Below are 13,034 nucleotides of genomic sequence, written 5' to 3'. Positions count from 1 at the left end.
TGCCCCGAAAGGTCGCATCACTCGTGAAACCAGTTCACAGATTGCGCGCTGGTGCGTAGTGTTTTAGCCGGACTTTGGAGGCGGCGATGGATAATCGCATCGGCGAATTGCAGGTTTTCCTGCGCGTGGTAGAGACGGGCAGCTTTTCGGAAGCCGCCCGCCTGATGGGCATGACGCCGTCCACGGTCAGCAAGCTGATCGGGCGGATCGAGGCGCGGCTGGGCGTGCGGCTGATGGAGCGCTCGACCCGGCGGCTGTCGCTGACCAATGAGGGGCGGCTGTATTATGAGCGCGGCAAGGCCATGGTGGGGGAGTTCGACGATTTCGAGCGCGAGCTGACCTCGGGGGCCTCCAGCACCAGCGGCATTGTGCGGGTCAATGCTTCGGTGGGTTTTGGCGTGCATGGAGTCGAGCCGCTGCTACCGGCTTTCTGGCAGGCCCATCCCAATATCGTGGTCGACCTGTCGCTGTCGGACGAGATCGTCGACCTCTATCTCGACCGCACCGACATTGCCTTCCGCATCGGGCCGCTGGCCGATTCCAGCCTGGTGGCCCGCCGCATCGGCTCGGCAAAGCGCCGCATCGTGGCGACACCGGCCTACTTCGAGCAGTACGGCACGCCGGCCACGATCGACGATCTCGACCGGCACAATTGCCTCGGCTTCAACTTCCGCCGCGCCGGGCCGGTGTGGCCGCTCAACCATGGCGGCCGCACGGTGGATCGCGCCATTTCGGGCAGCCTCTTGGCCAATAATGGCGAGACGGTGCGGCGCATGGCGTTGGCCGGCGTGGGGCTGGCGCGGCTCGGCGATTTCCACGTGCGCGACGATCTGGCCAGTGGGCGCCTCGTGGAAGTGTTGCCCGGCTTTGGCGATGGCGACATGGATGAGGTGCATGCGCTCTATCTTGGTGGCCGGCATGTGCCGCACCGGATCCGGCTTTTCCTCGATTTCATGGTGCCGCGTTTGCAGACCTGGCTGTGAGCCGGGCTCGCGTTTGCGTGATCGCGGCGGATTACGTACAAGTCCGGATATTATTCCCTTGGCGCGAGTCCATCCCATGAGCTTTGTCGACCTTCCCCTGCCCAACAGGACGATCGCGCTGACCGGTCGTCCGGTCGCGGCGCCCGCGGCCATGCTGTTTACCGTGGTGCTGCTGAGTGCGATGGCAATTGGCCTTGCCATCTGGCAGGGGCCTGGCCTGTGGCGCGACTGGCAGATCAGCCAGAATCCGCTGACCATGCCGACCGGCGAAATCCTTGATGGCGAATGCAGTACGCGGCGCGGGCTGACCGATTGCGAGGCACGGCTGGTCTATGACTATGGCGGGCAGAGCTATGACACCCATGTCTCGCTGGCCTTCGTTGATTTCTCCAGCGGCGACTATGAGGTCGATCTGGTGATTTCGCGCGACAAGCCTGAGCTGGCGACGGTGAGCCTCGGTCTCGACATGCTGTGGAACCGGCTGGCGGTGTTTGCCGTGTTCATGGCGCTGTTCGTCGGTGGTCCGCTGGCCATGTTCTGGGGCGCGTATCAGGCCTCGCGGGCTAATCGCACTGCCGCGGTGCCGGGCCGGCTGACCGTGGTGCCGGTCGATGTGGCGGGCGTCGACAAGAAGCGCAATGCGCAGTTTGTCGGCTATTTTGCCGTCAAGGATGGCAAGCGCAAGGGCCACATTACCCGCACCAAGTTCGAGGATGGTCAGGCGCCGCTGATGGCGGTGGATGAGAAGGGCAGACTCTATGGCGTGGCCGTCAAATCGGAAAACATCGCCTTGCCGGTGCTGCTCGACAGCAATCTGGACCGGCTGGAACTGAGCGATGCCGAGCGGCAATTGGCGCTGGCCAGTTTCGACACGCAGCAGGAGGGCCGCGGCGCGGCAGCCGTGGTCGAGAAGGCCAAGCCGTCCGCGGGCAAGCGCGCGCTGCGTGGGTTGCTGGCCGGTGGCAGCGTGCTGGTGCTGATGGTGATCGGCATTTTCGGCTATTGGATCTATTATGCGACCAGTGCCGGCGATGCCTTTGACTCGGTCGGGATCGAGATCAACAACCTGATGCCCGAGCCGCTCAACAGCTGGGCCTGTACCCAGCTTTATGAGCGTTTCGGCGATGAACGTGCGCCTTATGGCTGCGTGGCGGAGGACTTTACCAGCTGGAAAGTCGCCGCCAGCAAGACCAAGAACTAGGCGGTCTGCAAAGCCCGTCCGGCCGGAAAGATGCCGGACATCACCGTAAAGCCCGGTATCCGCCGCACGCGATCGGTCCAGCGGCGGAGCGCCGGGTAATCCTCGCGGCCGATACCGCCTTCTTCGCTCAGCATCACATAGGGGAAGCAGGCGATATCGGCAGTGGTGGGATGAGCGGGTGAGCAGAGCCAGTCGCGACCCTCGCGCTCGCCGAACCACAGATGCTCGTCCATCAGGCGGAAGATGCGATGGGCCTGCTTCTGCACCTTTGGGATATCGAAGTCATAGCCATAGCCCAGCGCCAGGCGGGCGGCGGATGAGCTGGCGGTGATGTCATCGGCGACGACATGCCAGCGCAGCACTTCGGCGGTGATCGCGGGGGCATCGGGAAACCATTGGCCCGTCGTGTCGTATGTCTTGGCCAGATAGGCGAGGATGGCGCCTGAGTCCGACAGGGTCAGGCCGTCGTCCTTGAGCACCGGCAATTGCCCGAAGGGGTTCATGCGCAGGAACCAGTCGGCCTTGTGCTGGCGTCCGGGGAAGAAATCCACCGGCACGATGTCGAAGGGCAGGCCGAGAATATTCATCAGCAGCCGCAGCTTGTAGCAATTGCCGGAGAGTTCGAAGTCGTAAAGGGTGATGGCCATGGGTCAGATATCCAGCACGAGGCGTGGGGATTTGGCACGGCTGACGCAGGTCATCATGCAGGAGTTGGAGCGTTTTTCGCTGTCGTTGAGATAGACGTCCTGATGATCGACCTCGCCCTCGATGACGGTGGTCAAACACGTGCCGCAGGCGCCCTGTTCGCAGGAGCTGGGGACGGTCAGGCCATTGTCGCGCATGACTTCTAATATGGTCTTGCCCGAGGGAACATGCAGGGTCATGGCCGAGCGCGCCAGTTCCACCTCGAAGGCCGAGCTGTCGTCGATGACCTTGTCATTCTTGAAATATTCGAAGTGGATCGCCTCGTCCGGCCAGCCTTGCGCAGCCGCCGTGCTGCGCACGGTTTCCAGCATGGCCGAGGGGCCGCAGACATAGACATGCTGGGCCATGGACCACTGGCCCAGCGCCGAGGCGATGGTCAGGCCGATCTCGGCGCGCGGCAGGCCGGTGTGGAAGATCACCTTGCCATGCAGGGCTTCCAACTCGCTGCGGAAGGCGACGTCGCCGGCGCGGGTGAAATAATGCAGTTCGTAATTGAGGCTCGACTTGTCGAGGAAGCGGGCCATCGACAGCAGCGGCGTGATGCCGATGCCGCCGGCAATCAGCACGGTGCGGGTGGCGTCGCGGCGCAGCGGGAAATTGTTGCGCGGTTCGGAAATGGCGAGCAGATCGCCCTCGCGCACGGTTTCGACCAGCACCTTGGAACCGCCCTTGCTGGCGCTCTCCTGCTTGACGCCGATGACATAGCTCATCAGGTCGCCGGGGCCATTGGTGATGGAATATTGCCGCGTCATGCCATTGGGCAGGTGCAGGTCGATATGGGCGCCGGGCTGGAAGGTGGGCAGGTGACCGTCGCGGGCGGCCAGCTCGAAGCCAATGACGCCATCGGCGCTGGTCCATTTGCGCTTGACCACCACGGTGATCGTATTGCCGCGCGGCACGGCGATCTCGGGCATGGTCGAGAGTTCGGCCGAGACCTTTTCGAAGGCGGGCTTTAAGGGCTCCGGCGCCGGTTTCTTGGCGGCAGCGCGTTCGAGGCGGTCGCGGAGCTTGGAGAGCAGTTCGTTGTAGTGGCGCAGGGTGGTCGCGTCGGGCTGGGTCGCCAGCAGGCCACGGATCACGGCGCGGCCGGCATCGACCGGCTGAACGAAATAATAGGTGCCGCCGAAGCGGAGGCTCAGGCCGGGCATCAGGTCGGCCGGCTGGTCGTCCGGCGCGAGGGCCGAAAGCGCGGCCAGCACATCCTCGGGCGCGGCATTGACCGGCATGGGGCGGAGCGGGAACCAGTCATGGCCTTCTGCGCCCGGGAAGGGACGGAAGGGCTGGTCGTCATTGGCGGCCGACCAGATCAGGCCATAGGCCTCGCGTACCGGATAGGTGCGGTTCTGGATACGGCGGGCCGGGGCATCGGCGGGATGGGCGGGGATATAGGTGCAGCCGGCCGAGCGGTTGGCATAGCGCCAGCCGTGGTACTGGCATTTCAGCTCGCCGCCCTCGTTGACGCCGATCGAGAGGCGCACACCACGATGCAGGCAGCGGTTTTCCCAGACGTTGACATTGCCATCATCGGCGCGCCAGACCGCCAGTTCGCGGCCCAGCAATTGGCCCTGATAGACATGGCGGAAGGGCAGGTCGTCGCTGGAGGCGATCGGGTACCAGGTGGGATCGGAAAGGCTGAGCGTCATGCGGTCATCCGAAATGTTCGAGATCGCGCCACGATCGGATGAGGTCGTCTTCGGCAAGCCCTGGCGTACGAGGCTTGCGGTCTGGATCAGCTCGCGACGGGAATCGTGCCGTAAGTAATGCCCTTCTGCGATAGCCAGCGGCGATAGGCGATGGCGGATTTGTCGGCGCGGATCGGGGTTTCCGAGCGCGGATCCAGAGGCAGACGCTTGGGAAACTGGTTTTCGAGGATCGGCTTGTCCTGGCCAAAAATGGTCTGCTGGAAGCGGCGCAGGTCGGTGATAGTGGATGTGCTGTCAATCATCGACTGCAGCAGATGGGCGCGGCAGCGCTCCTTGGTCATCGGCTGCAGGAAGATGGCGATGACGTCGCGGCGGCCCTCGTCTTCCGGGCAGGATTTATAGAGCACCGAGCAGAAGGGATGCGGCACGCGATAGACATATTCGACTTCCATCGGCTCGGTGGCCGATTTGGCGGCACGCGGCTGGATGAACTTGCACCTGGTGGCCAGCACCTCGTCGCGTTCTTCGGACACCTCGACGTCATATTCCTTGACCTCGGTATGGGGTTCGGAGCCGAGGATATCGGTGTGGACGTAAGGGAAGTGCCCCATGTCGAGGAAGTTTTCGACGGCCCGCGGGGCCGAGACATGGATGCCGATCGAGCCGCAGCTCATGTTGACGCGGTCGCTCTCGGCATATTCGGGGATCGGGAACAGTTCCTTGGGCGGATTGCCGAGGCTGGTCCAGATATAGCCATAGCCGGTGAGGACCGGCAGGCGGTCGAGAATGCTCTCGGGGTCGATCTCGTCGCCCTGTTCCTCATCGCTGCGCAGCCAGACGACGGGATTGCCGTCGCGGTCGCGGGTCAGGGCCAGACGGGTATCGAGCAGCAGCGTGGTTTCGACCACGCCGACGGGAATTTCCTCGGTGGCGGCAATAACCTGCCAGAGGTCGCGGGTGATGGGATCGATGGCGGACATAGCGGCTCTCAACATTTGGCGGCGAGCATAGGCGCATGACAGAACCCTGTCAGCAGGAACCTGCCGACAGGGGTCATGCGCCAAGCTCATGGATCAGCTTTCGCGATAGATATCAAAGGGGCCAAAGGCCTGGGTCGTGGCCATCACCTGCAGGCGGTTGACGTTGACATGGGCGGGCAGGGTGGTGGACCAGAAGATGGTCTCGGCAATGTCCTCGGCATTCATAGCCTTGGTGCCTTCATAGGGCTTGGCGGCCTTGCCCTCGTCGCCCTTGAAGCGGACGAGCGAGAATTCGGTTTCGGTGAGGCCCGGCTCGATATTGGTGACGCGGACATTCTTGCCCTGCACGTCCGAGCGCAGGTTCAGCGCCAGCTGCTTTACGAAAGCCTTGGTCGCGCCATAGACCGAGCCGCCCGGATAGGGGTAGTCGCCGGCCACCGAGCCCAGCGTCACGATATGACCACCGCCGCGCGCGATCAGGCCAGGCAGCAGGGCGCGGACGGTATAGGCGAGGCCGGTGATGTTGGTCGCGATCATCGTCTCCCAGTCAGTGATATCGGTCTCTGCGGCGGGTTGCAGGCCGAGCGCCAGGCCGGCGTTGGCGAGAACGATATTGATATTGGCAAATTCTGGGGGCAGGGCGGCGATCACCGCGTCGATGGCCTTGCGGTCCTGTACATCGAGCTCGGCGATATGGACGTTCTCGGCCCCGAGTTCGTTCTGCAGCTCGACCAGACGCTCCTTGCGACGGCCGGTTGCGATCACCTTGCCACCGGCGGCGACATAGCGACGGGCAGCGGCGGCGCCAAAGCCCGAGGTGGCGCCGGTGATGAAGACGACGAAGCGGCTGGGATCGAGCAGCTGATACATGCGGAAAGTCCTGAACGGTCGGGGGGAGAGCCGCAAAGTGGACCGGCTAAGGGGCCGCGGTCAACCTTGGATCAGCCGTTGCCCATCGGCCACGATCCCCCATGCAATTTGCAGCAAATGCCAGCAGAGGTTGTCTCTTGCCGCCGCCTCGCCCTAAACTCGCCCCTAAAAGACCGTCTGTTGGGCGGAGCAGCGGGGTGGGGCATCCTTAACGGAATCTTCTCTCCCCAAGGGCAATCTCAGCTTCTGCCTATCTGGTTGAAGCGTAACGGGCGGGAACTGGTCCACTGCATATCGCGCGGTTAGTAACGAGTATGAGCGCCTTGTGCGTTGCCCTGGCCGGTTTCGGCATGGCGACAGCGCCGGCCTACGCCTTTGAATTGTTCGGCATGAAGTTCTTCGAGGACGAGGCCGACGCAGAATCAGTCATCACCGATCCACAGCCCTATTCAGTGACCGTTACGGTCGGTGCCACCGGCCCGCTCGAGGGCGTGGTGCGCAATGCCTCGGCGCTGGTGGCCGACCAGAATGAGCCGGCTTCCGGCGCGGCGGGTCTGCTGGCCAAGGCGCGGGGCGACTATCGGCGCGTGGTCGCTGCGCTCTATAATGAAGGCTATTACGGCGGCACGGTTTCGATCCTGGTCGGCGGTGTCGAAGCCTCGAAACTGGCGCCGGACGTCAATCTGCCCGACCCCGTCGATGTGGCACTCGTCGTCAATCCGGGCCCGGAATTCCATTTCAACCGCGTGACCCTCGCCAATGAGGCGCCGCCGACCGATGATCCCTGGGATCAGGTCGAGCTGCCGTCCAATGTGGGTTTTGGCGCGGGCCTTGTGGCAAAATCCTCAGTCATCCTGCGCGCTGAACAGCTGGCGCTCGAGGCCTGGCGGCAGCAGGGCTATGCCAAGGCGGTGATTGAAAACCGCGACGTGGTGGCCGATCACGCCACCAATCTGGTGGATGTGACCATCACCGTCGACCCGGGCCGCAAGGCGGCGTTCGGCGATGTGACCGTGACCGGCACCGAGCGGATGGATCCCGAATTCGTGCGGCGACAGACCGGCCTCACGGTGGGCGAGGAATTCGATCCCGACGAGGTGGCGCTAGCGCAGAAGCGTCTCGACCGGCTGGAAGTGTTCCAGGCGGCGCGGCTGGAGGCGGCCGAGAGTATCGGCGCCGATGGGTTGCTGCCGTACCAATTGATCGTCCAGGAATTGCCTGGTCGCCGCTTTGGTGCCGGCGCGACGTTTTCCACGGTCGACGGCCTGGGTGTGGAGGGCTTCCACCTGTGGCGCAATCTGTTTGGCCAGGCCGAGCGGTTGCGGCTCGATGCCCGCGTGGCCAGCATTGCCTTTCCGATCGACACGCGCGAATTCGACTACATGTTCGGCGGCACCTTCACCAAGCCAGGCGTCTTCACGCCGGACACCGATTTCGTTGCCTCGGTCTCGGCCGAGCGCACCATCTATCCGACCTATACCGAGACCTCGGCCTCGGGCCGGGGTGGCCTGACGCATATCCTCTCCGACCAGATTACGCTCGAAGGCGGCGCGCAGTTCGAGATCAACCGCTTCGACGACGCCTTCGGCACGCGCGACTTCAAGACCGTCGGTCTTTATGGCGGGGCGGTGCTGGACTTCCGCAATGACAAGGTCAATGCGACCGAGGGCTGGTATGCGGCGGTCAATGTCGAGCCTTTCTATGAGCTCAACTACGAGAATGCCGCGGCGCGTTTCACCGTCGAAGGCCGCACCTACTTCGGCTTTGGCGAGGACGATCCGTTCGTTTTGGCCGGCCGGCTGAAGGCCGGGGCGCTGGTCGGACCGGAGCTTTCCGAAATTCCGCCCGACAAGCTGTTCTTTGCCGGCGGCGGCGGCTCGGTGCGCGGCTATGCCTTCAAGTCGATCGGTGTCGATAATGGCGCCGGGATCGTCACAGGCGGGCGCTATCTGCTGGAAGGCTCGCTCGAAGCGCGGGCCAAGGTAACGCAGGATATCGGCGTGGTCGGCTTCGTGGATGCCGGCTATGTCGCGGCCGATCGCTTCCCAGCGCTGGAAGACCTGCGCATCGGCGCGGGCCTCGGCGTGCGCTACTACACCGGGCTCGGGCCGTTGCGGCTCGATTTCGCCGTGCCGCTTAACAAGCGTGCCAGCGATCCCGATTATGCAATCTATGTCGGCATAGGGCAGTCGTTCTGATGATCATGTCCCTGTTGCAGCGCCTCACCCTTGCCCTGTTCTGCCTGTTCGGCCTCGGCCTTGTCGCGCCCGTCGTGGCGCAGGACATGGGCGAAGTTCTCACGATGAACAATGAGCAACAGAAGGACTGGCTGACCAATTTCGTGCAGGACCGGCTGTCGACTCCTGAGCGCAAGATCCAGCTCTCCAATATCGACGGGGCGCTGGGCTCCAATGTCTCGATCCGCGAAATCACCATTTCCGATGCCGAGGGCGTCTGGCTGCGCGTCAACAATGCCACGCTGACCTGGAACCAGGCGGCGCTGTTCCTCGGCCGGCTGGATGTGCAGTCGCTCAAGGCAGACTCCATCGAGTATATCCGCAATGCCGTGCCGGTCGAAGGCGCGGTGGACCTGCCGGCGCCGGAAGCCGGTGGTTTCCAGGTGCCGGAATTCCCGGTGGCGATCATCCTGCAGGAGCTCTCGGTTCCCTCAGTGACCTTTGGCGAGAATGTGTTTGGCCTGGGCTCGGAGATTTCGCTGGCCGGCGCGCTGACGCTGGAAGGCGGCAATCTCACCACCAATCTCGATATTGTCCGTCTCGATGGTCCGGGCGGTACGCTCGATCTCGACGTGGCCTATCGCAATGCGGACAATTCCATTGATCTCGGCCTGTCGCTGGTCGAGCCCGAGAATGGCGTCATCGCCAACCTGCTCAACATCGACGGCCGCCCCGCGGTTACGCTGACGCTGGCCGGGTCCGGTCCGGTGACCGACCTGCGTACCGAGTTGCAGTTGCAGGCCAATGGGCAGACGGCGCTGTCGGGTGTGGCGACGATCAACCAGCAGGCTGAGGGCATTGCCGTGGCCGCCGATCTGCGCGGGCCACTGGCGACGTTGATTGCCGAACCCTATCGCCCGTTCTTCGGCGCCGAAACGGTGCTCACCGCCAATGCGCTGATCCGCTCGGAAGGCGGCATTTCCATCTCCGGCCTGCGCCTCTCCGGTGGCCAGCTGTCGCTGGAAGCCGCTGCCGATACGACGGCCGACAATTTCCTGCGCCGGTTGACCCTCAATGCCGTGGTCGCCGACCCATCCGGCGGCACGGTGACCCTGCCGGTGCCCGGCAGCGCTACCCGCGTCGGTTCGGCGCAACTGGCCGTCTCCTTTGGCGAGACCGGCGAGGATTGGACCTCGACGCTCAATATCGCGGGCTTTGCCACCGACGGCTTTGCCGCCGATACGCTGGCTTTGAATCTGGGCGGTGTCGCCGCCAATCTCAGCGATCCGGCAACGCGTCGCGTGACCTTCAATGGCGATGGCACTTTGGCCGGCATTGCCGGTTCGCCCGAGATCGAGGCGGCGCTGGGTGACAGTATCGGCCTCGGCCTTGCGGGTCTCTGGGAAGCCGGACAGCCGGTGGAAATCGCTGAATTGCGGGTGGTCGGGCAGGCGCTGGTGCTGGCGCTGACTGGTCGGCTCAACGGGCTGGATTTCGGTGGCGACATCAATCTCGAAACCGCCAGCATCGCGCCCTTCTCGGGCCTGGCCGGGCGCGATCTAGACGGCGGGCTGGCGCTGCGCATCACCGGCGACCTGCAGCCGCTGAGCGGTGGCTTCGACGTGGCACTGGATGGCACCGGCACCAACCTGTCGATTGGCGACGAGGTGGCCGATGGCTTGCTTGCTGGCGCGGTATCTCTCACCGGCCGTTTGGCTCGTACCGAGGCCGGTCTGCTGGCCGAAAAGTTCAGCATCAGCAATGACCAGGTGCAGATCCTTGCCGATGGAACCTATTCCAGCGCCGTGGCCGATTTCGCCTTCAACCTCGACCTCAGCGACCTCGCCCTGCTGTCCGACCAGGCCAGCGGTGCACTCAAGGTTGTCGGCACCGCCAAGGGGGCCGAGAATGTCATCGACCTCAATCTCGATGCCAATGTTTTTTCAGGCCAGTTGGCTGGGCGCGCCTTGCGCGATGCCACGGTCGGTTTTGATGGCCAGTACAATGTCGATACGCTGACCGGCGCCATCTCCGGCGCGGCATCGCTCGATGGCCATCGCACCACGCTTGCGGCTGATCTCAGCGTCACGCCGAGCGAACAGGCCTTGGCCAATCTCGATTTCCAGGCGGCCGGCACGCGCATCACCGGCGGGCTGACTCGCGAATTGCTGACCGGCATGATCAATGGCGGGCTGGAGCTGGTATCGCCCGACGTCTCCGTTCCCGCCGCCCTGGCGCTGCTCGAAGCGCAGGGCGCGGTCAATGCTGCGATTACCCTGGCGCCGGTCGATGGCAAGCAGGGCGCCACCGTTCGCGGCGATGTGCGCAGCCTCGTGGTCAAGGACATTACCGTCGGCGCTGCTGACATCAGCGCCACGATCGGCGACCTGTTCGGCGTGCCCTCGGTGGATGGTTCGGCCAATGCCAGCAATGTTTCGGCAGCCGGTGTCGACATCAAGACGCTGACCGCCCGCGCCACGCAGAGTGGCACAACGACCTCTTTCGACGCACAGGCAGCTTTGACCACCGGCACCGACGTCGATGTGGCCGGATCGCTCACCCCGGTCGATGGCGGCTATCGTCTCGCGGTGGATCGCGCGCAATTGCAGCAGGGCACCCTATCAGCGCGGCTGGCCCAGCCGACCGTCTTGCAGGTAGCCGGTTCCGATATCACGCTGGACGCCGTGCGCTTCGATGTCGGCTCCGGCTCGATCACCGCCTCCGGTTCGGCCGGCGAGGCGCTGTCCATCGCGCTCGATATCAATGCCCTGCCGCTCTCCATCGCCAATGCCGTGGCGCCCGATTTGGGCCTCGCCGGCACGCTCAATGGCCGGGTCAATGTCAGCGGCACCGGCAGCGATCCGCAGGTGAATTTCGAGGCCCAGGTGGCCGGCGTCAATGCGGCGGCCATCGGCAGTTTCGGCATCGCCCCGCTCAGCGCCTCGGCCAACGGCAGTTTCCGCAACGGCACGGTGACGCTGGCCGCGCTGCGCGCCAATGGGGCCGGCGGGCTGACCATTTCTGGTTCCGGCACGGTGCCGCTGGAGGGCAATGGGCTCAATCTCGCGTTGCAGGGTTCGGCCCCGCTGGCGCTGGGCAATCAATTTGTCGCCGATCGCGGTGGCCAGCTCAGCGGTATGGTGACGCTGGATGCGCGGGTCTCCGGTTCGCTCGGCAGTCCGCAATTCGGTGGCCGCGTCTCGACCAGCGGCTCCGGCTATGTCGATCCCGAACTCAACCTGCGCCTGACCAATATCAGCGGTTCCGCCAGCCTCACGGGGCAAAACCTCGTCATCGACTCGCTCTCGGCAGGCCTCTCCACCGGCGGCTCAGTCTCGGCCTCGGGCACGGTTGGCCTCAGCGGCGGCTTCCCGGCCGATATCCGCGTGGCGCTCAATTCCGCCCGCTATGCCGATGGCAATCTGTTCGTCGCCACCGTCGCCGGCAATCTGGCGCTGACCGGCAATCTCACCGGCTCGCCGCTTCTGTCGGGCGATGTGCTGGTGGAAGAGGCCAATATCACCGTGCCGGAGAATTTCGGCGGTGGGGCGCAGCTGATCGATGTCGATCACATCAACACGCCCTCCGCGGTGGAGCAGACACTGATCCGCGCCAAGATCGACGATCGCACTGGTCGGCCGATTCCGCAGACGCGGCCGGCGGGCCTGCTGCTCGACATCAACCTCAACGCGCCCAACCAGATCTTCATCCGTGGCCGCGGTCTCGATGCGGAAGTGGGTGGTTCGGTGCGGATCACCGGCCCGATCAACAATATCCAGCCGGTCGGCAGCTTCCAGCTCAACCGCGGGCGCCTCGCCATTCTCGGCCAGCGCGTCACCTTCGAAAGCGGCAGCGTCACTTTGGTCGGCGATCTCGACCCGCAGCTCAATTTCGTCGCCCGCACCGAGGGTGAGGGCATTACGGTCTTCGTCACCGTCTCGGGCCGTGCCTCGGATATCGACGTCAGCTTTACCTCCAGCCCCATGCTGCCGCAGGACGAGGTGCTGAGCCGGCTGATCTTCAAGCGCTCGATGGGCGAGCTGTCGCCGCTGCAATTGGCCAAGCTGGCCGGCGCGGCCGCCGAACTGGTGGGTGGCGGTGGCGGCAATGGCCTCGTCGACAGCCTGCGTGGCGCCGCGGGCCTGGCCGATCTTGACGTGGTCACCGACGACCAGGGCAATGTGGCGGTACAGGCCGGCACCTATATCCAGGACAATGTCTATCTCGGCGTCCAGGCCGGCGCGGGCGGGCAGAGCAAGGTGACGATCAATCTCGATGTGACGAATGACCTGAAGGTCACGGGTGCGGCCGGGCAGGACGGGAATTCCTCCCTCGGCGTGTTCTACGAGAAGGACTACTGAGGGCAGGCGCTGTCCTCCGACGCCCAGTCCAGCCATCACCCCACCCGACCTCCGGGGCCACCCTCCCCATTCAGGGGAGGGACTGGATGGCTCAGCGAACTCGATGCCCCTTAT

General features: G+C 64.4%; 8 protein-coding genes. 4 read left to right on the top strand and 4 right to left on the bottom strand.

All coding sequences use genetic code 11. The features are described 5' to 3' along the window. The first annotated feature begins 86 nt into the window (after positions 1 to 86). Both BM045_RS09490 and BM045_RS09485 read left to right on the top strand, forming a co-directional pair. Complete coding sequence (locus BM045_RS09490; RefSeq protein ID WP_092182539.1) at positions 87 to 983, top strand: LysR family transcriptional regulator; 897 nt, start codon at positions 87 to 89, stop codon at positions 981 to 983. A 76-nt stretch (positions 984 to 1,059) separates the two neighbouring features. Then, the gene (locus BM045_RS09485) at positions 1,060 to 2,184 is read left to right on the top strand and encodes a hypothetical protein (RefSeq protein WP_092182537.1); all 1,125 of its coding nucleotides are present in this window, start codon (positions 1,060 to 1,062) and stop codon (positions 2,182 to 2,184) included. On the opposite strand, the gene BM045_RS09480 is transcribed toward BM045_RS09485, so the two are convergent. The 4 genes from BM045_RS09480 to BM045_RS09465 form a co-directional block, all read right to left on the bottom strand. Beyond that, positions 2,181 to 2,831 (bottom strand): glutathione S-transferase family protein, encoded by a 651-nt coding sequence (locus BM045_RS09480; RefSeq protein ID WP_092182535.1) that lies wholly within the window; start codon positions 2,829 to 2,831, stop codon positions 2,181 to 2,183. The genes BM045_RS09485 and BM045_RS09480 overlap by 4 nt on opposite strands. Before the next feature lie 3 nt (positions 2,832 to 2,834). Beyond that, positions 2,835 to 4,532 (bottom strand): Rieske 2Fe-2S domain-containing protein, encoded by a 1,698-nt coding sequence (locus BM045_RS09475; RefSeq protein ID WP_092182533.1) that lies wholly within the window; start codon positions 4,530 to 4,532, stop codon positions 2,835 to 2,837. Positions 4,533 to 4,618: 86 nt separating this feature from the next. Beyond that, entirely contained in the window at positions 4,619 to 5,512 is an 894-nt protein-coding gene (locus BM045_RS09470; protein WP_092182531.1) for an aromatic ring-hydroxylating oxygenase subunit alpha, read from the bottom strand. A 93-nt stretch (positions 5,513 to 5,605) separates the two neighbouring features. Continuing rightward, positions 5,606 to 6,382, bottom strand: a complete 777-nt coding sequence (locus tag BM045_RS09465) for an SDR family NAD(P)-dependent oxidoreductase (RefSeq protein ID WP_092182529.1) — start codon at positions 6,380 to 6,382, stop codon at positions 5,606 to 5,608. Between the two features lie 314 nt (positions 6,383 to 6,696). Between BM045_RS09465 and BM045_RS09460 the strand changes: the two genes are divergently transcribed. Together BM045_RS09460 and BM045_RS09455 are read left to right on the top strand one after the other, a co-directional pair. Further along, positions 6,697 to 8,580, top strand: coding sequence for an autotransporter assembly complex protein TamA (locus BM045_RS09460; protein ID WP_092182527.1), 1,884 nt, complete (start codon positions 6,697 to 6,699; stop codon positions 8,578 to 8,580). Next, the gene (locus BM045_RS09455) at positions 8,580 to 12,920 is read left to right on the top strand and encodes a translocation/assembly module TamB domain-containing protein (protein ID WP_092182525.1); all 4,341 of its coding nucleotides are present in this window, start codon (positions 8,580 to 8,582) and stop codon (positions 12,918 to 12,920) included. Before BM045_RS09460 ends, BM045_RS09455 begins: the two co-directional genes overlap by 1 nt. Positions 12,921 to 13,034: the final 114 nt, after the last annotated feature.

Origin of the sequence: Devosia sp. YR412 (assembly GCF_900110945.1) — a bacterium.
Lineage (GTDB): Bacteria > Pseudomonadota > Alphaproteobacteria > Rhizobiales > Devosiaceae > Devosia.
The sequence above is the reverse complement of the archived record's forward strand: the minus strand, read 5'-3'. Positions and strand labels throughout refer to the sequence as shown.